The organism is Marinobacterium sp. xm-m-383 (assembly GCF_013283255.1).
Taxonomy (GTDB): domain Bacteria; phylum Pseudomonadota; class Gammaproteobacteria; order Pseudomonadales; family Balneatricaceae; genus Marinobacterium_E.
In genome coordinates this window covers 46,770-70,598 of the sequence record NZ_WBYT01000002.1, presented here as the reverse complement: position 1 = coordinate 70,598, position 23,829 = coordinate 46,770, and the positions used below count along the sequence as shown (strand labels likewise).

The following is a 23,829-nucleotide window of genomic DNA, read 5'->3' as shown; positions in this document are numbered from 1 at the left end:
ATAAAGCATGCTTGAAATCAACGACGCATTCAATTCAGACCACAACCACGATCACTGCGTCAGTGGTGCGTTAGATAACGCCAAGGCGATCTGCCAAGAGAGTGGCCAGCGTCTGACTCCTATTCGCGAGTTAGTGTTACGACTCGTCTGGAGCTCCCATAAGCCACTGGGTGCCTATGAGTTGTTACCCGCGCTGGCTGACGCGGGCTTTAACTCAGCGCCACCGACGGTCTATCGGGCATTGGATTTTTTGCATCAGCTGGGGCTCATTCACAAAATCGGATCACTCAACGCTTTTGTTGGATGCTCAAATCCAGAACACCCACATCCATCGGCATTTATGATCTGCAGAGAGTGTAAAACCGCAGCCGAAATTGAGACCAGTGAGCTTCAAGAGAGCTTTAATCGAGTAGCTAATACGCACGGCTTTCAGCTTGAGGAAGAGAATATCGAGCTGTTAGGTCTTTGCAGCGATTGTCGTGGGAGTGAATCATGAGTAATCCAGATCTGGCCAGATTGGACGGGGTCAGTTTGCGCTTTGGTAATAAATCGGTGCTCAACAATGTGAACCTGCCACTGCATAACGACTGCATCACCACACTGATCGGACCCAACGGCGCGGGTAAGTCATCACTGGTAAAGGTGTTACTTGGACTGGTGAAACCGACCGAAGGCACTGTTTGGACGAAACCGGGCCTGCGCATCGGGTATATGCCGCAAAAAATTCAGATCGACCGGACACTACCGTTAACCGTTAAACGCTTTTTGCAGATTCCCCATGGCTATAACCAAAACGACATCGAGGCTGCATTAGCTTCGGTGGGTGCTGAACACCTGGTCGATTACTCGATTCATGATCTTTCCGGTGGTGAAATGCAGAGAACCCTTCTTGCTAGGGCTCTGTTAAGAAACCCCGATCTACTCGTGCTAGATGAGCCGGTTCAAGGTGTCGATATTAATGGTCAAACCGAACTCTATCGGCTGATCACGGATATCCGTAAAGAACGAAAGTGCGGTGTGTTAATGATTTCACACGATCTGCATCTGGTTATGTCATCGACCGATCACGTCGTCTGTCTGAACAAACATGTCTGCTGCTCGGGACATCCAGAAGCCGTCAGCGCAGACCCTGCCTATATAGAGTTGTTTGGCGCTTCTCACGCGTCAACGCTGGCGCTCTATAATCACCATCACAACCATAGCCACGATATGCATGGTAACGTCGTTGAAGGTGACTGCTGTGGGGGTGATCATGCTTGATTTCATCATCTATGCGTTGATTGCCGGCATAGCAGTCGCCATTGTTGCCGGCCCTTTAGGTGCATTTGTTGTGTGGCGCCGTATGGCCTACTTCGGTGACACCTTGGCTCACTCAGCTCTACTCGGCATCGCACTGGGCATTCTGTTTGATATCAACCTGAGCCTAGCCGTCGTGCTCTGCTGTGTAGCGCTGGCGCTTGGTTTAGTCGCAATGCAGCGCCAACACTGGATAGCCACCGATACGCTGTTGGGGATTATGGCGCACAGTGCGCTATCACTGGGTCTGGTCGCGATATCACTGTTGGATAACGTACGCATCGACCTTCAGGCCTACCTGTTTGGAGATCTATTAGCGATCACTCCCGAAGACCTTAAGTGGATTCTGTTGGGAGGCATAGCTGTCTTAGCCGCGATCTACTGGCTTTGGAAACCACTGCTAGCCATCACTATTAACGAGGAGCTGGCCCAAGTAGAGGGGATACAGGTTGCTCGCTATAGACTCGCCCTAATGTTGTTAATCGCCATGGTGATTGCTGGTGCGATGAAACTGGTTGGTGTGCTGCTCATTACCTCTCTATTGATCATGCCGGCTGCAGCGGCGCGGCGAATGTCTGCCACGCCAGAACAGATGGCGATTTTTGCCAGTATGCTTGGGTCTATCGCGGTTGTTGGAGGTATTGCGCTCTCTTGGTTCGCGGACACTCCAGCGGGCCCGAGTGTCGTTGTCTGCGCACTGGTGATCTTCTTATTGATCTTCTTCGCACCCCGGGCAAGGGCATGATTCAACTGAATGATTGGAGCATGCATCAGCGTGTTTGGGCGCTGGCCTGGCCGATGCTGCTATCCAACATCACTGTTCCCCTTTTGGGTCTTGTCGATAGCGCCGTTGTCGGCCATTTGGATGATCCGAAGCATTTAGGGGCGGTGGCAATTGGAGCCACACTGTTTACCACCATCTACTGGGCGTTTGGATTCTTACGAATGGGAACCACTGGGCTGATTGCACAGGCTGTGGGACGCCAAGATGGCAATGCAAATAGGACCTTTTTAGCGCAAGCAACCCTGATCGCACTGGGTCTCGGCAGCCTTATGTGGCTCGCACAAATCCCCATACTCACTTTGGGTTTAGAGTGGATGGGTGCCGATTCCGATGTCCACGAAACCGCTCGAAGCTATGCCGATATTCGTATCTACGGTGCTCCAGCGGCGCTGTTCAACTACGTCTTAGTGGGCTGGTTTGTCGGTAATCAAGATACACGATCACCCCTGATCATTATGAGCGTCGTCAACCTGACGAATCTGGTGTTAGATCTGCTGTTTGTGCTCGGTTTCGGCTGGGGCGCAGAGGGTGTTGCCAGTGCGACACTGATAGCTGAATATACCGGTGTGGTTCTCGGGTTACTGCTGATGAAGCGTCATCTGAAGGTTATTGATGGCTCGATACTGCCAAATTCGTTACGACAGCTATCAGCCTATCGCGCGATTTTTACCGTGAATAAGTACCTATTTGTTCGAACCGCGTCACTGCTCTTTATGTTTGCTTTCTTCACCTCACAAGGTGCGCGACTTGGTACGGACATACTCTCTGCTAACGCCCTCTTGCTGAACTTCCTGATGCTGATCTCGCACGCTCTCGATGGATTCGCCCACGCTGCTGAGGCGATCTGTGGTCGCTATGCAGGTGCCAAGGATCGTGACAACTTCTACCGCGCCATGAAGAGTTCCGCTCTCTGGTCCTTGTTGTTTGCGCTAGGGCTTACACTCACGTTTATGTTTGGTGGGCACTCTATTCTGAGCCTGATGACCGACATTGAATCGGTATTGGATGTCGCACACGACTATTTAATCTTTATCTGGGTGCTTCCATTGATCGCTGTATGGAGCTATTTCCAAGATGGTGTTCTTGTCGGTACGACTCAATCTAAAGCGATGCTACAGATCATGGTTGTCACTGTGTTTGGCACGTTTTTACCCCTCTGGTGGCTAACACAAGATCTAGGTAATACCGGCCTATGGTTATCATTCACCACGGCATTTTTGATCAGAGCATTGATGGGGTTCTGGATTTTCCACCGCTATAACCAACGTGGGGTTTGGTTTAGGGCTTCATCCAATCCTGAGTAAAATTTGGCAGTGGTGTCAGGCTGAAGGCCAGACACCGTGACAACAAAACCCTCTGCAAAGTCCCCGTGTCTGGCCTTCAGCCTGACACGACTATTTCTGCGTCACGGTTTGCCTTTGGCAATTCGTTCCTACAGGCGGGCGCCTTTTAAAAAGTTGTATCAAACTGAAATAGTGATACCCTATCCGTACTGACGTTTGTCATGACAAATATCGAGGTTTCTATGGAAAGTCGAATTCAGTTCCGCGTTGATGAAGAGACAAAACAACTTGCGCAGAAAATGGCTGCAAGCCAAGGTCGAACTTTGAGTGATGCATGCCGAGAACTTACCGAACAACTTGCTGAAGAGCAGAGAAAGGTTGCCAATCAAGAAAGCTGGCTTGCCGATCAAATCAATGAAGCTTTTGCTCGATACGATGCCGGCAGTACTACTTTTTATACTGGAAATGATGCCGAGATCGAAATGGACAAGCGCAAAGCTAAAATCCGTGCGGCTAACAAAGCATGATTCTATGGGAGCAAGAATCGCTTAATGATCGTGAGAAGATATTCGCCTATCTTTACCAATACAATCCCGAGGTGGCTGAGAAAACTGATGATTTAATCGTTAAGCAGGTTTCTAACCTCTTAGATCATCCTAAGTTGGGTATTAAACGAGAGGGAGTTCGCGGACGTCGGTTAATATTGCCAGAGCTTTCTTTGATTGTAGCTTATGAAATCTCAGATCGAGGTATTCACATATTAAGAGTTCTGCATCAAAAGCAGCAATTTCCTCACCTATCTGTTTAACCTGACCGTAATGTGGTGTCAGGCTGAAGGCCAGACACCGGGGCATAAGTCGATGCAGCGCTGGTAGGCGGGGCAGGTCTCTAAATGATCGTTAACAAAGCCGGTGGCCTGAAGGTAGGCGTAGACGATGGTTGAGCCGAAGAAACGAACGCCACGTCTCTTTAGATCTTTCGCAATCTGCTTTGAGAGATCGGTTTCTGCAGGTATATCGGCTAGCGTTTTGGGTCTGTTTACGATCACTTTAGCTTCCATAAATGACCACAAGTAGCTAGCAAAACCACCGAACTCCGTCGAAATAGCCAAAAATTGCTTAGCATTATTAATAGAAGCTTCGATTTTGGCGCGATTACGAATAACGCCCGCGTCAGCTAGCATCGCCTCTATCTCTTTCTCCCCAAACTGAGCCACTCGCTCGGGTTCAAAATTACGATAGTGGTGACGATAGCCTTCGCGTTTATTTAATACAGTGCGCCAGCTTAAACCCGCTTGAGCGGACTCTAGAACCATAAACTCAAACAGTGTTCGATCATCGGTTCGCAACAAACCCCACTCTTCGTCGTGGTAACGATGCTCTATCTCGGACTGACGTGCCCAGCCACAGATATCAGCATCTTGGCTCACGTCAGTGATCCTTTTTCTGCAAATTAGGGTTGGTAAAGAACTGCAGTGGCTGAGCTTCAACTTCGGTTGCTGGTGTATTCTTTAGCGGGTCCACACCCTCTTTAGAGACTCGGGTCTCTAGCTCTTTGGGTTCTGGACGGCCATCAAGGCGCATGCTGTCTTCAAACCCACATTTAACACATTCACGATACTCACGCTCTTCGTCGCGGTACATTCGTGTACTATCCATAGCGGCACAGCGTGGACAGACCACACCGGCGACAAAGCGTTTAACTGGTTTCATATCAGCTCCTTCGCTGAATTAAGCGGCAATACCTGAGTGGCGAAGCAAAGCATCCACTTCAGGTTCACGGCCACGGAACGCGACAAATAGCTCCATTGGCTCTTTAGAACCGCCCTTCTCAAGAATTTCGGTTCTGAAGGATGCACCAGTCTCCTGATTAAAGATACCCTCCTCTTCGAAACGAGAGAAAGCGTCGGCCGATAGAACTTCAGCCCATTTATAGCTGTAATAGCCGGCCGCATAGCCGCCTGCGAAGATGTGGCTAAAGCTGTGCTGAAAGCGGTTGAATGCAGGTGGGTTCAATACTGCCACCTGTTCACGAACACTGTTCAAAACAGACTGTACTGACGTTTGGCCAGGCTCAAAATCACGGTGTAGGATGAAATCGAACAGTGAGAACTCAAGCTGACGCACCATCATCATGCCCGATTGGAAATGCTTAGCCGAAAGCATGCGATTCAGCATATCTTCTGGCAGAGGCTCACCTGTCTCATGGTGACCTGAGATCAGTGCCAACGCTTCTGGCTCCCAACACCAGTTCTCCATGAACTGACTGGGCAGTTCAACAGCGTCCCAGGCCACACCATTGATTCCACTGATATCGGCATGCTCCATTTGCGTCAGCATGTGATGTAGACCGTGGCCAAACTCGTGGAATAGTGTCGTTACCTCATCATGGGTTAGTAGCGCAGGCTGGCCCTCTAACGGCGCCGTGAAGTTACAGACTAGATACGCCACGGGCAGTTGAATATCACCATTGATGTTACGGCGTACACGACAGTCATCCATCCATGCGCCACCACGTTTACCGGCACGAGCGAATGGATCTAGGTAGCAGTTAGCTAGAACCTGACCATCACGCTTCAACTCAAACAGTCGAACATCGTCATGGTAGGTATCAAACTCTTTCAGTTCAGTAACGCTGACACCAAAAAGTCGCTCAGTCACTGCGAACAGTCCATCCAACACTTTAGGGAGTGGGAAGTAGGGACGCAGCTCTTGCTGGGAAATGTTGAAGCGTTGCTGTTTCAGCTTCTCTGCATAGTAGGTGATATCCCAAGCTTGCAGATCGCTCATACCCTCTTCTGATTGAGCAAAAGCGGTCAGCTCTTCTAACTCTTTAGCGGCTTGAGGACGGCTTTTAGCTGCTAAGTCCTCAAGGAAGTTCACCACCTGATCGGTAGATTGAGCCATTTTAGTGGCCAGTGAATATTCCGCGTAATTACTAAACCCAAGCAGCTTCGCCAACTCAAGGCGCAGTGTCAGGATCTGCTCAATGAGATCGGTGTTATCCCACTCACCCGCTTTTGGCCCCTGATCAGAAGCACGAGTCGCATAGGCCGTATAGAACTCTTCACGCAGCTGACGATTATCAGCCTGCAGCATCACGGCATGATAAACAGGGAAGTCGAGTGTTAGCACCCAGCCCTCTAACTGTTCACTTTCAGCCGCCTGCTTAGCCGCTTCAAGGACATGATCGGGCAACCCAGCTAACTCGGTCTCATCGATAATATGCTTGGTCCAACCCTGCGTCGCATCCAAGACGTTTTCAGAAAACTTCGTGGTCAACTCAGAGAGTTTTAGTTGAAGCTCGGCGTAACGTTTTTGCTGCTCTTCTGGCAGACCAATACCCGCTAGACGGAAGTCACGAATTGAGTTAGTAATCACTTTCTTTTGAGCATTTGAAAGTTCAGAGAAGGCCGCACTTTGACTAAATTGTTCGTACGCTTCATAGAGTTTTTTATTCTGGCCAAGCTCAGTAAAGTATTCAGACAGTTTAGGTAGGCAGGCGTTATACGCTTCGCGCATCTCATCGGTATTCGCCACGGCGTTGAGATGAGAGACCGGAGACCAGGCTTGAGCTAATTCATCATTTAGCTGTTCCAGTTCACCCACTAAACTCTGCCAATCCATCAGTGGTTGTTCAGTCATCTTTGCAATACGCTCACGGTTACGCTGCAATAGCTCATCGACGGCGGGAACAACATGCTCAGGTTTGATGGTACTGAATTGTGGCAGTGAAGATGGTTCTAACAGTGGGTTACTCATCGGTCTCTCCGAGATCAAAAACTCTATACGCTTTACTATACAATGGGGTGAGCGGATCAGTTATTCAAGGAATGCGATATGAAACTACGTCCTTTTAAAGGCATCAGCCCAACCCTAGGTGATAAGGTATTTGTTGACCCCAGTGCGGTTGTCATTGGGGATGTGGTGCTGGGTGATGACGCATCCGTTTGGCCACTGACAGCGATACGTGGCGATATGAACCATATTCGTATCGGCGCTCGCACCAATGTTCAGGACGGAGCAATCCTGCACATCACTCATGCCAGCAGCTATAACCCTGACGGCTATCCGTTGATTATTGGCGATGAAGTGACCATCGGTCACATGGCGATGCTGCACGGCTGCACCATAGGCAACCGTGTCCTGATTGGTATGTCAGCGACGGTAATGGATGGCGCAATCGTTGAAGATGATGTCGTTGTCGGTGCCGGCGCGCTTGTACCGCCAGGTAAGCGTCTAGAGAGTGGCAAGCTCTACATGGGCCGCCCTGCCAAAGCAGTTCGCGACCTGACCGAAAAAGAGATGAGCTACTTCAGCTACTCTGCTGCCAACTATGTGAAGCTGAAGAATGAGCATCTGGCCGAGGATTGGGCAAATTAAAAATTTGCTGGAGCTTTATTGAGCGAAGCGAAATGAGGCGATATCTCATCGTCTCCTCTGCGAGAAGACTCCAACAGGGGTCTGACCTGTGGTCTGACCCCACTCTAAGAAACGGCAGAGACTAAATAGACTAAGCCTTCGCCTTAGACAACTCACGCAAGCGTTTAACCACTTCAGCACCAATAGAGCGTTGGGTGAACACGCCGTCGGCTTTCTCTTTACCTGCGCTGCGACCCATTAGAAGCTCCAGCGCTTCATCAACGGTTGCGACTGAGTAGATTGAGAAGAGCCCCTCTTTCACGGCATCCACCACTTCCTGTTTCAGCATCAAGTTGCGTACGTTCGCTTTGGGAATGATCACACCCTGTCTACCGGTTAAACCGCGAGACTCACAGAGTTGATAGAAACCTTCAATCTTCTCGTTAACACCACCAATCGCCTGAACTTCACCGTATTGGTTGATGGATCCGGTCATCGCGAACTGCTGTTTGATCGGTATGTGCGTTAACGCTGAGATCAGGGTACAGATCTCCGCCATTGAGGCACTATCACCGTCCACATAACCGTAGGATTGCTCCATCGCTATGCTGGCCGAGATCGCTAACGGGAACTCTTTAGCGTAACGGTGACCCAGGTAACCGGACAGAATTAACACCCCTTTTGAGTGAATCGGTTGGCCGAGTGTGACTTCACGCTCAATATCGACGATGCCACGACTACCGGGGTGTACCGTTGCGGTAATACGCGCCGGCGAACCAAAGCTAACATCACCAACCTGCAGAACCGTCAAACCATTGGATTTACCGATCGCTTCACCATCCGTGTCGATCAAAACGGTCTCGTTGGTAATACCCTCTTGGATCTTTTCAGAGAGACGCCCGGTTCGACGCTCTTTGGACGACAGTGCCGCGTCGACGTGTGCCGCATCGATGTATTTGTCATTCGATTTAGCGCGACGGTAGTCCGCTTCACAGAGTAGATCGACTAATTCACCGATATGCGCCGATAGAAGATCTTGATCACCCGCCAGTCTAGAGGAGTGCTCAACCAGTCGCGCTACCGCTTCACGAGTTAACGGTGCTAGCTTCTCCTCTTTGGCCAGCGTGCTCATTAGACGGGCGTACTGGCGAATGGTCGCCGGTGTGCGCTCGACATCCTCTTCAAAATCGACCACAACACGGAACATCTTTTCGAAGTCATGATCGAGCTCTTGTAAGAGGTAGTAGATGTTACGGGCGCCAATGAGGACGATCTTCACATCCAGATCGATCTCCTCAGGTGAGAGCGTTACGGTGCTGATACCGGCATACTCACTGACTGGGTTTTCGATGCGAATCGCATGCGCTTTTAACGCTCGCTTCAAGGCGCCATAGACAAAGGGTTGCTCAAAGAGTTTTTCCGCTTCAATGATCAAGTAACCACCATTGGCTCGATGCAGTGCACCCGGACGAATCAGACGGTAGTTGGTGATCATAGCACCCATTTCACTGTTGTACTCGATGCGCCCAAACAGATTTTCGTAACTTGGATGCGCCTCATAGACCACTGGTGCGCCTTTGGTCTTCTCATTATCCACGAGCAGATTAAGACCGTAGTTCTCGTTCATGAATTCGCGACGAGCCGTCTCGGATTTGTTCTCAAAAATCCCCTCCGCAATCATCTCACCGGCGTTACGAATCAGATCACGCTCTACATCTTCAAGGTAGCTGTTCACCCCCTTCAGGTTTGAATATTCACCTCGCACCTCTTCAAACAGGGGTTTAATTGCGTGACGAGCGGTGTCACGATCGAGGTAACGTAGTGCTTCAGCGGCCTCACGGCGCCAGCGTGGCATCTCTGTCAGTTGCTCATTAAGCAGCTCTTCCAGTTCGGATATGTGTGTTGAAAAGGCGTCACGGATCTCTTCCGGAAGCGCCGAAAAGACCGCCTCATCGATGGCTTGCCCTTCCGCTACGGGCGTAAATCCAATCGTGCCCGCATCACGATAAACGGCGATGGAGTATTCACGCCCCTGCTTCTCGACCGTCTCTACTGCTTTGTCATAGAGACGGTTGAAGTCACGTTCAATCTTAGATTTTTCACGCTGATAGGCGGGACTTTCAAAGGCAGCAGGCAGCTCAGTGACGACACGGTTAAGAAGCTTACTAAGATCGTGCTGCAACTTAACGGCTTTACCGGCTGGGAGGCGCAGCGCTTGTGGATGACGGGTGTCTTGGATGTTCTTCAGGTAACACCAATCGTATGGCTTGGATTGGCTTTTGGCTGCCTCACGCAGATTCTCCATCGCAAAAGAGAATCGCCCTGTGTGCGGGTTACCCATCACAAACAGATTGTAGCCGGGGCGGTTCATACCTACCCCAAACTCCATCGCTTCAAGCGCACGATCTTGACCAAAGAAGCCGGCGAAGCCCTCTAGGTTATCGGTGGTTTTAAACGGGAGAAGATCGGTATCGCAGGTACGGTAGAGTTGATCGACTGAGAGCGGGGCTAGCTTTTCCATGCGGGGCATCCAATACAGCGAATTGATACCCTTAGACTGAAGCGCTCCCCCCTCTAAGTCAATGCTATTTGTGTTGCAGTTCGGATCTGAGCTGATTAAGAATCTCGGCTGTTTCGGGTTTTACCCCTCGCCAAATTGCGAAGGACTCTGCCGCTTGTTCAACCAACATACCCAGACCGTCTATGGCACGTGCACCATGCTGTTCGCACCAGGCACAAAATGGCGTCTGTTCGGCACCGTACATCATGTCGTAACCACAACTGTTGGCATCGATCGCTTCAGCAGGCACAGGGGGCAAGTCACCGCCAATACTGGCCGAAGTGCCATTGACGATCAGATCGAAAGCCGGCCCAGTAATGTCTTCATAGCCGCAAGCAGAGACGGGAGCGCCCGCAAAGACATCGGCAATAACCTGAGCTTTTGATACCGTGCGATTCGCTATCACAACGCTAGCAACCTGAGCTTCTAACATCGGCTGAATGACACCACGCACAGCACCACCTGCACCCAGTATCAAGACGCGTTTGCCGGCTAATTCCAAACCCAAGTTGTTCTTTAGATCAGTTAACAGACCAATGCCGTCGGTGTTATCAGCACAAATTTCGCCCTGCTCATTTAACCAGAGAGTATTGGCTGCACCGGCTGTCTCTGCGCGCGCCGTGCGCTCCTGTGCAAGCTGCCAAGCCAGCTCTTTAAACGGCAGGGTCACATTAGAGCCCTTGATCTCTCCAGAGGTCAGTTGAACCCTCAGCGTGTCCGTAAAGGTATCCGCCTCTAACAGCTGAGCGGTGTAGTTCAGAGACTCACCCGTTGTCTGAGCAAAGTGGCTATGAATTCTGGGTGACAGGCTATGTTTGATCGGATTGCCTGTCACTCGGTACTGATCGATCATGCTTCTAAGCCTAACCAGTCTCTAGATTGCAGGTAGTAATCAGTCAAACGCGCCTCTTCTGTACCGGGTTCAGGCGCCCAGTTGTAGTCCCAGCGCACTTCCGGTGGAAGCGACATCAGAATCGATTCGGTTCGGCCACCGGTCTGCAATCCAAACAGAGTGCCACGGTCAAACACTAGGTTGAATTCAACGTAACGGCCGCGACGGTGTAATTGGAAATCACGCTCGGCTTCACCATAACGCTCATCACGACGGCGCTCGACAATCGGTACATAGGCTTTAGTGTAGGCATTACCAATGGACTGCATCAGCGCAAAACTTTGATCAAAACCCAACTCATTCAGGTCATCAAAGAAGAGGCCGCCGATACCGCGAGGCTCACCACGATGCTTCAAGAAGAAGTAGTCATCACACCACTTTTTATAGCGAGGGTAGACATCGTCACCAAAAGGGTCACAAGCGTCTTTAGCCACTTGGTGCCAAAAAACACAATCCTCTTCATTGCCGTAGTAAGGGGTCAAATCAAATCCGCCACCGAACCACCAAACTGGCTCTTCGCCCTCTTTCTCCGCAATGAAGAAACGAACATTGGCATGTGAGGTCGGCACTTTAGGATTTTTAGGGTGCATCACAAGGCTGACACCCATCGCTTCAAAGTTACGGCCTTGAAGCTCAGGACGGTGCGCAGTTGCCGATGCAGGCATCTGATTACCGTGAACATGCGAAAAGTTAACGCCGCCCTTTTCAAACACCGCACCGTTGGTAATGACTCGGCTTCGGCCACCGCCGCCTTCGGGTCGATCCCAAGAGTCCTCAACAAACTCAGCGCCACCATCGGCTGCTGCCAGTTCATTACAGATACGATCCTGAAGATCCATTAAGAAGGCTTTTACTTCTGCTACGCTCGGTTTGCTCATTCGCAATCTCCGTCTCTAAACTCGTAGGGTCTGTCCAGTCAGTGCATCACGAATCACGGATGGTCGATCCGAATCGCCTAATGCGCCCTGAACACGATAATTAATTCTATTTCCAAAGTAAGTACTTACTCTCAACTTACTCTTTGCAGGTACTGCAGATGAGGGGTTAGCCGAGGTTGATACCAACGGCATATCGGCACGGTTGCAGAGCGCCTGCACGATGGGATGTGCAGAGACACGAACAGCAACAGAGCTGTGCTGGCCTTTAACCCACTCAGGGATCATCTCGTCGGTATCCGGTATCAACCAGGTATTGGGTCCAGGCCAGCTTGCCTCAACAACCTGACGCTGCTCGGCTGTCAGATTCTGCAGCAGTGGTTCAACCTGTCCAATATTGGCTGCCACTAATATTAAGCCCTTATGCATAGGGCGGCGTTTAACCGCTAACAGATGTTTCACGGCATGCTCGTTCCAAGGGTCACAACCTAACCCCCAAACCGCCTCTGTAGGATAGGCAATTACGCCACCCTGCTGGACCACTTCTACGGCCTGTTTAATGCTCCAATCATTCACCATAATCAGAATCTTACTTTGGAAAAAACGCTATTCTACCGAAGAACGACGTAACGGGCTCCCTCTCGGCCAATAATTCCTGAGATTTCTAGTTCCACGAGCAGACGTTGAAGCTGCCCAATCGGAATACTGAGCTTTGCTGCAAGCTGATCGGCAGTTAACGGCTGCTGATGCAGTGCACGGATTATGGGATCCTCAGACTCAATGGGCGGCGTCTCAACACGATCTGTAGTAAGCGGTAGATAGAGTGACGCCAATATTTCGGAAACCGTTTCAACCAACTGAGCTCCCTCTTTAATGAGATGGTGACAGCCTCTTGCAAGCTCATTGGTAATCGCACCCGGTATGGCAAATACCTCCCGCCCCTGCTCCAGCGCCAAACGCGCCGTGACCAGTGATCCACTCTTAATAGCGGCTTCAACGACTAGGGTTCCCAAACTCATACCACTGATGATGCGATTACGCTCTGGAAATAGGTAGGGCCTGGGCTGGATACCGGGCAACTGCTCAGTGACTAACAGCCCGCCTGAGTCCAATATCTGCTGGGCCAGCCGTTGATGCCGTTGTGGATAAACCAGATCTGGGCCGTTTGCCATAACGGCGATTGTTGAACCGGGGCCGGCTTGTATTGCGCCGAGATGAGCTGCGTGATCAATGCCTATGGCTAATCCACTGGTGACATGTACGCCGGATTGGGTTAACTCTTGAGCAAATCGCTGTGCGGTTGCACGGGCCAAGCTGGATGATTTTCGCCCACCCACCATAGCGACTTGAGGGTCGCTCAATGCTTGCACATTGCCTTTTGAGAAGAGCACCACGGGCGGATCGTAGATCGATTTAAGCAATTCGGGATAACGGCTATCTTCAAAGCAGATAACGTCACAATCTATGTTTTTAATGACATTTAGATGCTTTTCGGCATGATCGTAGAGTGACTTTATCTGCCTGACAGCGAACTGACTTTCGTTAAAAAGCTCTAACTGCTCTATTAAGCACTTAGAGTCTTTTAGCCGATCAGGCCAGTCAGTGTGTTGAATGAATTTTAAATTGGAAGCGGGTCGCATAGCCAAAAGGCGCAGTGCAACCCAGTCGATCGATTCGGCTGGCATCCTTGCTCCTGACACTGCACATCCATGTGCAGCGATTGTCTAATATTGTGACGTTAAGGCTGACGAAGCGGGTCGCCAACCTGAATCACTTCGGTTGCACGCATCACCAGTGCATAACTGACCTTGTCGAAGGTTTTGTAGACCATCAACTCACCGGCACGCTCGGCTGGTAGTTGAAGTTTTTCACCTGTTTTAGGGTCACGAATCTCTTCGCCACGATTGTAGATCGCGTAGACACTGCCTGGTTCGATTCCTTCGCGCTCGCCAGCATTGATTGTGACACTGTTAAACTGACCAATGTTGGCAACGCCATTTAATACGGCGATGACTTCAACATTTTCGAGCTCTGGACCCGGGCGCGGCATAAACCGAGTCACCAACGGCGCTTCGCCGGTTGGAATCAGAATATCTTTTAAACGCACCTCTTCAGTACTGTTGCGAATATCAACACTGATTGTGTCGCCTTCAGAACCACGTACCAGCGCATCAGCGACGCGGTGTAGCTCATAACCTAAAGACTCACCGGTGTTGGGATCTACATACTCGATCAAAGGACGGTAGAGAGATTGCTGACGACTGTCATCTAATAACTCACCTCGAACATAGACTCGATCATCATTGGCAGCGAGGATGCGTTGGTTTTTACCACCCAGCACGTAGGGCGCATCCGCTAACATTTGATTATCAACCACTCGGCTATCATTGAGAAAGGCTTGTACATCACGCAGAGGGATCGAAGCGATAGCCTCTTCGCGTGGCACGACTTTAACCTCAGGCGTTAATACCAGAGTACCTGGTTTACGACCTAGGCGTGGCTCACCATCTTCCCAGTAGAGGTAGATGACATCTCCAGGATAGATCAGATGAGGGTTGTAGATCTGCGAGTTTACTTCCCAAACCTTAGGCCAGAGCCAAGGGCTTTTGAGAAAACGCGCGGAGATATCCCACAGGGTATCCCCTTTAACAACGGTGTATTCCGAGGGGGCATCTTGCGCCAACTTGATGGTGTCAGCTTGCACCAGCATAGAGGTTAAACCCAATGCAACGGCAGCGATCTGTTTTATCCGTTTAAACATACTGTCCTTCAGCGTTTGACGCTTATCTATTCGATTGCACTGCTTAACGTGTACCACATGCAAACAGAGTCCTAATAGGTATAATAGACAATATTAACAATGTTACTAGTTATCCGATTGAGAGAGATCACTAAACGGTATGGCACTGCTTAAAATTTTAGAGTTCCCAGACCCGCGCCTTCGCACCATTGCTGAACCGGTTGAGACGGTCGATGATGAGGTACGCAAGATCATCGATGACATGTTTGAAACCATGTACGACGCTCCGGGCATTGGTCTGGCCGCAACACAGGTCAATATTCATAAACAGATCGTCGTAATCGATATATCCGAAGAGGGCAATGAGCCACTGGTTCTAATTAACCCCTCTTTTGAAGTGTTAACCGACGAGACTGAACAGATGCAAGAGGGTTGCCTCTCTGTCCCTGGCTTCTACGAAAACGTCGTTCGCCCAGAGCGCGTTAAGCTGAATGCGATTGGTCGTGATGGCGAACCTTATGAGTTAATTGCTGACGGTTTGCTAGCGGTCTGTATTCAGCACGAGCTGGATCATCTGAATGGTAAGCTATTTGTTGACCATATCTCTCGATTAAAACGTGATCGAATCCGCGGAAAACTCGAGAAGAAACATAAATTAGAAGCCGCTCAGGCTTAAAGATCAGACAGGCTTGCCGCTCACCTTGGCAAGCCTGTTTCATTTTAGGATATCGAATTGTCTAAAATTATTTTTGCCGGAACCCCAGATTTTGCCGCCTCTCATCTACAGGCTCTGATCGATTCCGGCTTTGATGTGGTAGCCGTTTACACCCAACCCGATCGACCAGCGGGCCGTGGTAGGAAGTTACAAGCGAGCCCCGTTAAGCAGATTGCACTGCAAGCAAATATTCCCGTGTTTCAACCACTCTCACTGCGTGATGAAGCGGCTCAGGCGGAACTGGCTGCGATCGACGCTGATTTAATGATTGTTGTTGCCTACGGCTTGATACTGCCGCAGGTTGTATTGGATACACCAAAACTGGGTTGCGTTAACGTACACGCCTCTATTCTACCGCGTTGGCGTGGTGCTGCTCCGATCCACCGTGCACTGCTGGCAGGTGACAAAGAGACCGGTGTGACGCTGATGCAGATGGAGGCTGGGCTGGATACTGGGCCTATGCTGGCTAAGGTGTTTACGCCAATCGATAAACAGGAGAGTAGCGGAGAACTGCATGATCGATTAGCAGTACTCGGCTCCAATATGCTGGTTGAGCAACTACCTGCACTGTTAGCAGGCGAGTTAACTCCAGAAATTCAAGACGATGCGTTAGCTAACTACGCCAATAAGCTTGAGAAAGCTGAAGGTAAAATCGACTGGACTGAGTCGGCAGACGCGATCGCCCGTCAAGTTCGCGGCCTCTCTCCTTGGCCGGTGGCTTACACATCCCTTGATGATAAAAGCGTCCGCATCTGGAGAGCGGAAGCACAATCAGAAGCCGGTGATGCTGGTGCTCTGATCAAAGCCGATAAACAGGGCGTCCTGATCGGGTGTGGCGAAGGCTCTTTGCTGATCAAAACCATTCAGATGCCAGGCGGTCGCGCCACTGAAGCGTCGGCCCTTCTCAATTCAAACAACCACCCGTTTGTAGAGGGTATGCGCTTTGAGTAATACCGCTAACCTAAGGGTGCAAGTGGCTGTTTTTCTATCGCAGCTGTTACAACACAACGGTTCACTCTCTAGCCGACTGCCAGGCATGCTCTCTCGAGTTGAACCTCGTGACCGCGCTCTGTTTCAAGAGATCTGCTACGGCACGCTTCGTTTCTATCCACAGCTTGAAGCGCTCAGCCGTGAGTGTCTGCGCAAGCCTTTTAGAGAAGAGGACACTGACGTCTTTGCCCTACTGTTGAGCGCGCTCTACCAATTGAGACATCTCTCGACGGCTGAACATGCTGTCATCAACGAAACCGTTGAAGGCGCTAAGCAGATGGGTAAGCCTTGGGCCGCCAAACTGTTGAACGCCGTGTTGCGTCGTTACCAGCGTGAAAAAGATAGTTTAGAAGCTGATATCCAGCAGACCGAGACTGGCCGCTGGAATCACCCTGAGTGGATAATCGCTAAACTCAAGCACAACTGGCCCGATCACTGGCAAAGCATAATGACCGAAAACGATCAGAGCCCACCGATGTGTCTGCGGGTCAATCGTTCGAAAAGCGATCGTGATTCATACCTTAAGATACTGAACAGTGCAGAAATCGAAGCAACCGCTGGATTGTTCTCAAGCGATGCCATCTACCTAACGTCGCCCTGCTCTGTGGATAAGCTTCCACACTTTGCTGAGGGGCATGTCTCGGTTCAGGATGAAGCGGCACAATTGGCTGCAAAACTGCTGGGTGTAAAAGCGGGCGAACGCATACTCGATGCCTGTACCGCTCCCGGTGGAAAACTCTGCCACCTTCTTGAACTGGAAGATGATATTGAGATCGATGCGCTGGAGTTAGAGCCTCGACGAGTCGCGCGCATCGAAGAGAATTTAGAACGACTAGAGCAGAGTGCGGGTGTCATTGTCGGTGATGCCGCTCAACGGGATTGGTGGAGCGGTGACGCTTACGATCGCATTCTGGTGGATGCGCCCTGTAGTGCTACCGGTGTCATTCGTCGTAATCCTGACATCAAAGTACTGCGTCGTAACGAAGATCTCCTGGGTCTTGCAACCACTCAACTTGAGATCCTTAATAACCTATGGGATATGCTCAAGCCTGGTGGTACATTGCTGTATGCAACCTGCTCAGTGTTCACACAAGAGAACGAGCGTGTTGTCGAACGATTTTTGAAAGAGCACTCGGATGCTAAAGAGTGCAAAATAGTCGCAGAATGGGGCATAGAGAGACCTGCCGGTCGGCAGCTGTTTCCACAAAATGGAGGCCATGATGGCTTCTACTACGCCCGCATCAAGCGAATAGAAGAGGCTTAAGCTCTACATGAACGTTGTTATTCTGGGTGCAGGACAGGTGGGTGGCTCTCTAGCAGAGCATCTCGCCAGTGAATCCAACGATATTACTGTCATTGATGTCGATGGCCCAAGACTCAGAGAACTTGCAGACCGCCTAGATATTCGTACGGTTGAAGGTCAAGCTTCGCTGCCAACTATTCTGCATAGCGCTGGCGTAGAAGATGCCGACATGTTGATCGCAGTGACTAACTCAGATGAGATCAACATGGTTGCCTGCCAGGTCGCTTGGTCGCATTTTCGCGTACCAAAGTTGATTGCCCGAGTTCGTGACCAAGCTTACAACTATTCAGAAGGTAAGCTCTTCAATACGCAGAAAGAGAACAACGTTGCCGGCATCCCAATAGATGTTTTGATCAGCCCTGAGCACTTGGTGACACAACACATTGCTAGGATGATCCATCACCCAGGTGCCCTTCAGGTTCTCGATTTTGCCGATGGCGCAGCGCAATTGGTTGCCGTGAAAGCCTATTACGGTGGCCCGCTGGTGGGTCGTGAGATCGCACTGCTTAGAGCGCACATGCCCAATGTCGACACCCGTGTGGCAGCCATTTTCAGACAGGATCGCCCTATTATTCCAACCGGTGACACGGTCATTGAGGCGGACGATGAGGTCTTCTTTATTGCCGCTGCCGGCGATATACGTTCGGTTATGGGCGAACTGCGCCGATTAGATAACCCTTACAAACGCATCATGATTGCCGGAGGTGGCAACATCGGATTCCGACTAGCTGAATCGATTGAGGATGACTTCCAGGTCAAACTGATTGAACGAAGCCTAGATCGATGCAACCACTTGGCACGCGATCTAAATCGCACCATTGTTCTGCATGGCAGCGCTTCTGATTCGGAACTGCTTCTCGAAGAGAACATTGATGATGTCGATGTCTTCTGTGCCCTAACCAACGACGACGAAGCTAACATCATGGCATCGATGCTGGCCAAACGTTTAGGCGCCAGAAAGGTGATGACGCTGATCAACAACCCGGCCTATGTTGACCTTGTCCAGGGTGGCGTTATCGACATTGCCATATCACCACAACAGACCACCATTGGCGCCCTACTGGCCCACGTTCGTCGCGGCGATGTGGCAGCGGTTCACTCACTGCGCCGTGGTGCTGCAGAGGCGATTGAAGCGATCGCCCACGGTGACCCGTCAAGCTCTAAAGTAGTTGGGCGCGCCATTGAGGATATTGCGCTACCCGCGGGTGCGACCATCGGTGCCATTGTGAGAGACAACCAGGTATTGATTGCCCACGATGACGTCGTGGTTGAAGATGGCGACCACGTCATTCTGTTCCTTATCGATAACCGTCAAATTGGCGAGGTAGAGAAGCTCTTTACCGTCGGCCTAACCTTCTTCTGAGGCTCCCATGCACTTCAAAGTGATTCTCAGAATACTTGGCCTGCTGTTGATGATATTCAGCATCACTCAGCTTCCGCCAGCCCTCGTCTCGATGATCTACGACGATGGCAATATTCAAGCATTTGTTGGGGCTTTCTTCGTCACTCTGTGTACCGGTTTCTTAATCTGGCTCCCCTTCATGCGAGTCCACCAAGACCTTAGAACACGCGACGGATTCTTAATTACCGTTCTATTCTGGACGGTACTGGGCTTCTTCGGTTCGTTACCTATCTACTTTTCGGCCGAAACAAACCTTACCTTTACCGACGCTCTGTTTGAGGCCGTCTCTGGTCTGACGACAACAGGAGCGACCGTCATCACTGGACTGGATACGCTTCCCAAGTCCCTGCTCTACTATCGACAGCAGCTGCAGTGGTTGGGTGGTATGGGTATCATCGTACTAGCCGTCGCGATACTGCCAATGCTGGGCATCGGTGGGATGCAGCTCTACCGCGCTGAAACACCTGGCCCGGTTAAAGATTCAAAGCTGACACCTAGAATCACCGAAACTGCCAAAGCGCTTTGGAACATCTACCTGACGCTGACGATTGCCTGCGCACTGGGCTACTGGGCGGCAGGAATGGAGCTGTTCGATGCGATTGGCCACAGTTTCTCTACTGTTGCCATTGGCGGGTTCTCAACACACGATGCCAGTATTGGATTCTATGACAGCGCACTGATCGAGATGATTTGTGTACTCTTTATGGTGCTTTCGGGGATCAACTTCGGCCTTCACTTTGCCGCTTGGCGACAGCATAGTGTCGCCCACTACTTCTCAGATCCAGAGTTCAAGTTCTACCTCTTCTCTCTGATCAGCCTGTCGCTGTTTACGCTGTTTGTACTCGACTTTACCGGCACCTACGAATCGATTGAGGCGCTTCGCAAAGCGGTCTTTATGGTTGTCTCCATTGCAACGACGACCGGCTTTGCCGTCGCGGACTTTGCACACTGGCCCGCCATGCTGCCCTTCTTACTCTTCTTGGCAGCCTTTGCCGGAGGCTGTGCAGGATCGACGGGTGGCGGTATGAAACAGATACGTCTACTGCTGATTCTAAAACAGGGTTACCGTGAGATTGTGCGCCTAATTCACCCGAACGCGATCATGCCTGTGAAGCTGGGAAGACGCCCAATTTCGAACAAGGTGCTTGAAGCGGTTTGGGGATTTTTCTCGGTCTACTTGATCGTCTTTGTGGTGATGCTAGTTGCACTGCTAGCCACTGGACTGGATCAGGTAACCGCCTGGTCGGCAGTGGGCGCTACGCTCAACAACCTTGGTCCAGGCCTTGGTGATGTTGCGGCACACTATGGTGACATACCGACTACCGCCAAATGGATTTTGGTCTTTGCGATGTTGCTAGGACGTCTTGAGGTGTTTACCTTATTAGTCCTACTAACACCGGCTTTCTGGCGCCGATAACCCTATTAAATGGATAGGGTTACGCCCCTCTTAAATTCTTAAGGAATGCTGTATAATTCTCGGCTAATTTTTTGCAAAAAATCCTAGCCGAGGACTTCTGTCGTGACCGACACTGTCAAACCTGATGTAAGCACCTTCCAAGGTCTTATCTTTGCCCTACAACAGTATTGGGCCGAGCAAGGCTGTGTAATTGTTCAGCCACTGGATATGGAAGTGGGTGCTGGTACTTTCCACCCTTCTACCACTCTGCGTGCTATCGGCCCAGAGAGCTGGAACTCAGCTTACGTTCAACCAAGCCGACGCCCAACCGATGGCCGTTACGGTGAGAACCCAAACCGTCTTCAACACTACTACCAATTTCAGGTTGTGATGAAGCCTCACCCAGACAATTTCCAAGAGCTCTACCTTGGTTCGCTTGAGCGTCTTGGCTTTGATCTTTTGACACACGATGTACGCTTTGTAGAAGACAACTGGGAATCACCTACATTGGGTGCTTGGGGTCTTGGTTGGGAAGTCTGGCTGAATGGCATGGAAGTCACTCAGTTCACTTACTTCCAACAGGTTGGCGGTCTTGAGTGTTACCCGGTCACTGGCGAAATCACCTACGGTCTAGAGCGTCTAGCAATGTACGTTCAAGAGGTAGACAGTGTGTACGATCTGATTTGGTCTAAGGCACCGGACGGTACCGTTGTAACCTACGGCGATGTATTCCACCAAAATGAAGTCGAGCAGTCGACTTACAACTTTGAATACGCCGATGTGCCACACCTATTCAGCAACTTTGAGCACTACGAAAAAGAGTGTCAAAAACTGCTGGATGTCGGCTTACCGCTACCGGCTTATGAACAGGTCATGAAGGCATCGCATACCTTCAACTTACTGGATGCGCGTCACGCGATCTCTGCGACTGAGCGTCAACGTTACATTCTTCGTGTTCGTACCTTAGCTCGCGGTGTTGCCGAAGCTTACTACAACAAGCGTAAAGAGCTTGGTTTCCCAATGGCAGAAGAGTCTATTCGCCAAGAAGTCCTAGCATCACTGGAGGGAGCCGAGTAATGAGTAATCAAGATTTCCTATTTGAACTGGGTACTGAAGAGCTACCACCAGGTGCACTTCTCTCTCTGTCAGACGCACTGGGTAAAAGCCTCACGGCTCAACTGAACGATGCTCAGCTTAACTTTTCATCTTTAGAGCTATTTGCTGCTCCACGTCGCTTGGCCGTATTGGTTAAAGAGCTAGACAGCCAACAGCCTGATCGTAACATTGAAAAACGCGGACCCTCTGCAAAAGCACCTGAACAAGCCGCTAAAGGTTTTGCTGGCAGCTGCGGTGTCTCTCTTGAAGACCTTGTCATTGAGAATACTGACAAGGGTGACTACTACGTCTACCGCGGTACTGAGGTTGGTAAACCTGCTGCAGAACTTCTACCAGGAATGCTTGAGACCGCTTTGAGCGGGCTGCCGATTCCTAAGCGTATGCGTTGGGCGGCTAGCCGTACTGAGTTTGTCCGCCCTGTTAAATGGATCGTTGCGCTGCTGGGTGATGAGGTTCTACCTTGTACTCTACTTGAGGTTACTTCAGGCCGTAAATCACGTGGCCACCGCTTCCACTACCCACACGACATTGAACTGATGACTGCAGGTGAATACGCTGCCACGCTTCGTAACACCGGTAAAGTTGTGGCTAGCTTCGCTGAGCGTCGCGAAATGATTCGTGAACAAGTGCTAGCTGAAGCAGCTCGTATTGGCGGAACTGCTGATATCGATGAAGATCTTCTGGACGAAGTCTGTGCACTGAACGAATGGCCTGTTGCATTGGCTGGACGTTTTGAAGAGCGCTTCCTTGAGGTACCTGAGCAAGTCCTAATCCTTTCAATGAAAGAGAACCAGAAGTACTTCCACCTTGTCGATAGCAACAACAAGTTGATGCCGTACTTCATTACGATCTCAAACATTGAGTCTAAAGATCCTCAGCAAGTGATTGCAGGCAACGAGAAGGTGATTCGCCCTCGCCTAGCTGATGCTGCTTTCTTCTTTGAGACGGACAAGAAGGCGCCTCTTATTGATCGCCTAGAGAAGCTAAAGAGTGTCGTATTCCAAAACGAGCTTGGTACAGTCGCCGACAAGGCTGCTCGCATTGAAGCAACGGCCACTGCCATTGCCAAGCTGATTGGTGGTAATGAAGCGTTTGCCGCTCGTGCTTCACAGCTTGCTAAGTGTGACTTGCTAACAGATACCGTTTATGAGTTCACAGAGCTTCAGGGCCTTATGGGTTACCACTTCGCACTGCACGATGGTGAAGAGCAAGAAGTTGCACAGGCGATCTACGAGCAGTACATGCCAAAGTTTGCCGGTGACGATCTACCTGCCTCTAAAACGGGCATTGCTGTAGCCTTGGCAGATCGCTTGGACACACTAGTCGGTCTGTTTGCGATCAACCAGCCGCCTACAGGTTCTAAAGATCCATTTGCACTGCGTCGTGCAGCATTGGGCGTGCTTCGTATTATCGTTGAACATGAGTTAGATCTTGATCTTAAAGAGCTTCTTCAGACTGCAGCATCAAACTACCAAGCACTCCCTGCTTTGGACAGTGCTGCTGATAATGTCTTTGAATTCATGCTGGAACGCTTCCGTTTCTGGTTTGAAGAAGAGGGCATTAGCGCTGAGATCTACCTGTCGATCCACGGTCTTCGCCCAAGCAAACCATTAGACTTTGTGCGTCGTGCTCATGCTGTTGCGGCCTTTACACAACTTGAAGCGGCCTCAGCACTGATTGCTGGCAACAAGCGTGTTGGTAATATCCTTGCGAAACTAGATTCTACACCGTCTACCGCTATCAACGATGCACTGCTATCTGATGAGGCTGAAAAAGAGCTTGCTCAAGCACTCAAGGGTTTAAGCAGTTCAGTTGCATCAATGACAGGTGAAGGCGATTACCAGGGCGCTCTTCAAGCTCTAGCTGATCTTCGTCAGCCAATCGACCGCTTCTTCGAAGAGGTTCGTGTCATGGCAGATGACGCTGACGTTAAGCAAAACCGTCTTGCGATGCTGCAACAACTTAAAGAGCTATTTGGTGGAATCGCCGATATCTCCGAATTGGCTGGCTAAACTTAATTGGCCATCAAAAAACCCGAGCACTGCTCGGGTTTTTTATTTGTAAATATCTGCTTTTCTACTACTTTGCATAGTGTTGAATCAAACCACTGACTGCA

23 protein-coding genes are annotated in these 23,829 nt (G+C 50.5%); 14 read left to right on the top strand and 9 right to left on the bottom strand.

Annotated elements, in window-relative coordinates; translation table 11 throughout:
• Positions 1–7: 7 nt before the first annotated feature.
• From XMM383_RS03900 to XMM383_RS03875, 6 genes are all read left to right on the top strand, one after another.
• On the top strand, positions 8–496 hold the full coding sequence (locus XMM383_RS03900) for a Fur family transcriptional regulator (protein WP_173483723.1): 489 nt from the start codon (positions 8–10) through the stop codon (positions 494–496).
• Positions 493–1,260, top strand: a complete 768-nt coding sequence (znuC, locus tag XMM383_RS03895; RefSeq protein ID WP_173489240.1) for a zinc ABC transporter ATP-binding protein ZnuC — start codon at positions 493–495, stop codon at positions 1,258–1,260. Before XMM383_RS03900 ends, znuC begins: the two co-directional genes overlap by 4 nt.
• Positions 1,253–2,041: a zinc ABC transporter permease subunit ZnuB gene (znuB, locus tag XMM383_RS03890; RefSeq protein ID WP_173482193.1), complete on the top strand. Its 789-nt coding sequence runs from the start codon at positions 1,253–1,255 to the stop codon at positions 2,039–2,041. The genes znuC and znuB overlap by 8 nt, the downstream gene beginning before the upstream one ends.
• Positions 2,038–3,384, top strand: coding sequence for an MATE family efflux transporter (locus tag XMM383_RS03885; RefSeq protein WP_173494547.1), 1,347 nt, complete (start codon positions 2,038–2,040; stop codon positions 3,382–3,384). Before znuB ends, XMM383_RS03885 begins: the two co-directional genes overlap by 4 nt.
• 221 nt (positions 3,385–3,605) lie before the next feature.
• Entirely contained in the window at positions 3,606–3,890 is a 285-nt protein-coding gene (locus XMM383_RS03880) for a damage-inducible protein J (RefSeq protein WP_173494546.1), read from the top strand.
• Positions 3,887–4,171: a type II toxin-antitoxin system RelE/ParE family toxin gene (locus XMM383_RS03875; RefSeq protein ID WP_173494545.1), complete on the top strand. Its 285-nt coding sequence runs from the start codon at positions 3,887–3,889 to the stop codon at positions 4,169–4,171. Before XMM383_RS03880 ends, XMM383_RS03875 begins: the two co-directional genes overlap by 4 nt.
• An 18-nt stretch (positions 4,172–4,189) precedes the next feature.
• Here XMM383_RS03875 and XMM383_RS03870 read toward each other — a convergent pair whose 3' ends face one another.
• Genes XMM383_RS03870 through prlC form a run of 3 tightly spaced genes read right to left on the bottom strand, consistent with a single transcriptional unit; the run spans position 4,190 to position 7,124 of the window.
• Positions 4,190–4,792, bottom strand: a complete 603-nt coding sequence (locus tag XMM383_RS03870; protein WP_173494544.1) for a DNA-3-methyladenine glycosylase I — start codon at positions 4,790–4,792, stop codon at positions 4,190–4,192.
• A 1-nt stretch (position 4,793) separates the two neighbouring features.
• Positions 4,794–5,075, bottom strand: a complete 282-nt coding sequence (locus XMM383_RS03865; RefSeq protein ID WP_173482188.1) for a YheV family putative zinc ribbon protein — start codon at positions 5,073–5,075, stop codon at positions 4,794–4,796.
• Between the two features lie 18 nt (positions 5,076–5,093).
• Positions 5,094–7,124, bottom strand: coding sequence for an oligopeptidase A (gene prlC, locus XMM383_RS03860; RefSeq protein ID WP_173494543.1), 2,031 nt, complete (start codon positions 7,122–7,124; stop codon positions 5,094–5,096).
• A gap of 78 nt (positions 7,125–7,202) precedes the next feature.
• Between prlC and XMM383_RS03855 the strand changes: the two genes are divergently transcribed.
• The gene (locus XMM383_RS03855) at positions 7,203–7,745 is read left to right on the top strand and encodes a gamma carbonic anhydrase family protein (protein ID WP_173484673.1); all 543 of its coding nucleotides are present in this window, start codon (positions 7,203–7,205) and stop codon (positions 7,743–7,745) included.
• A gap of 130 nt (positions 7,746–7,875) precedes the next feature.
• On the opposite strand, the gene XMM383_RS03850 is transcribed toward XMM383_RS03855, so the two are convergent.
• The 6 genes from XMM383_RS03850 to XMM383_RS03825 all read right to left on the bottom strand — a co-directional run bounded on the left by XMM383_RS03850 (position 7,876) and on the right by XMM383_RS03825 (position 14,812).
• Entirely contained in the window at positions 7,876–10,245 is a 2,370-nt protein-coding gene (locus XMM383_RS03850; protein ID WP_173489244.1) for a Lon protease family protein, read from the bottom strand.
• A gap of 64 nt (positions 10,246–10,309) precedes the next feature.
• Positions 10,310–11,137, bottom strand: coding sequence for a shikimate dehydrogenase (gene aroE / locus XMM383_RS03845; protein ID WP_173494542.1), 828 nt, complete (start codon positions 11,135–11,137; stop codon positions 10,310–10,312).
• Complete coding sequence (gene hemF / locus XMM383_RS03840) at positions 11,134–12,054, bottom strand: oxygen-dependent coproporphyrinogen oxidase (protein ID WP_173494541.1); 921 nt, start codon at positions 12,052–12,054, stop codon at positions 11,134–11,136. Before hemF ends, aroE begins: the two co-directional genes overlap by 4 nt.
• A 15-nt stretch (positions 12,055–12,069) precedes the next feature.
• Positions 12,070–12,630, bottom strand: a complete 561-nt coding sequence (locus tag XMM383_RS03835) for an L-threonylcarbamoyladenylate synthase (RefSeq protein ID WP_173482183.1) — start codon at positions 12,628–12,630, stop codon at positions 12,070–12,072.
• 32 nt (positions 12,631–12,662) lie between these two features.
• Positions 12,663–13,736: a DNA-processing protein DprA gene (gene dprA / locus XMM383_RS03830; RefSeq protein WP_173489247.1), complete on the bottom strand. Its 1,074-nt coding sequence runs from the start codon at positions 13,734–13,736 to the stop codon at positions 12,663–12,665.
• Positions 13,737–13,789: 53 nt separating this feature from the next.
• Positions 13,790–14,812: a LysM peptidoglycan-binding domain-containing protein gene (locus tag XMM383_RS03825; RefSeq protein WP_254443072.1), complete on the bottom strand. Its 1,023-nt coding sequence runs from the start codon at positions 14,810–14,812 to the stop codon at positions 13,790–13,792.
• Positions 14,813–14,951: 139 nt separating this feature from the next.
• Here XMM383_RS03825 and def point away from each other — a divergent pair, with 139 nt between their 5' ends.
• The 7 genes from def to glyS all read left to right on the top strand — a co-directional run bounded on the left by def (position 14,952) and on the right by glyS (position 23,725).
• Positions 14,952–15,467, top strand: a complete 516-nt coding sequence (gene def / locus XMM383_RS03820) for a peptide deformylase (RefSeq protein ID WP_173482181.1) — start codon at positions 14,952–14,954, stop codon at positions 15,465–15,467.
• 57 nt (positions 15,468–15,524) lie between these two features.
• Entirely contained in the window at positions 15,525–16,457 is a 933-nt protein-coding gene (gene fmt / locus XMM383_RS03815) for a methionyl-tRNA formyltransferase (protein WP_217363584.1), read from the top strand.
• Positions 16,450–17,760: a 16S rRNA (cytosine(967)-C(5))-methyltransferase RsmB gene (gene rsmB / locus XMM383_RS03810; RefSeq protein ID WP_173494540.1), complete on the top strand. Its 1,311-nt coding sequence runs from the start codon at positions 16,450–16,452 to the stop codon at positions 17,758–17,760. Before fmt ends, rsmB begins: the two co-directional genes overlap by 8 nt.
• Before the next feature lie 7 nt (positions 17,761–17,767).
• The gene (trkA, locus tag XMM383_RS03805) at positions 17,768–19,162 is read left to right on the top strand and encodes a Trk system potassium transporter TrkA (protein WP_173484674.1); all 1,395 of its coding nucleotides are present in this window, start codon (positions 17,768–17,770) and stop codon (positions 19,160–19,162) included.
• 7 nt (positions 19,163–19,169) lie between these two features.
• Positions 19,170–20,618: a TrkH family potassium uptake protein gene (locus XMM383_RS03800; protein ID WP_173494539.1), complete on the top strand. Its 1,449-nt coding sequence runs from the start codon at positions 19,170–19,172 to the stop codon at positions 20,616–20,618.
• 102 nt (positions 20,619–20,720) lie between these two features.
• Positions 20,721–21,674: a glycine--tRNA ligase subunit alpha gene (gene glyQ / locus XMM383_RS03795; RefSeq protein WP_173482177.1), complete on the top strand. Its 954-nt coding sequence runs from the start codon at positions 20,721–20,723 to the stop codon at positions 21,672–21,674.
• On the top strand, positions 21,674–23,725 hold the full coding sequence (glyS, locus tag XMM383_RS03790) for a glycine--tRNA ligase subunit beta (RefSeq protein WP_173482176.1): 2,052 nt from the start codon (positions 21,674–21,676) through the stop codon (positions 23,723–23,725). Before glyQ ends, glyS begins: the two co-directional genes overlap by 1 nt.
• The last annotated feature ends 104 nt before the right edge of the window (positions 23,726–23,829 follow it).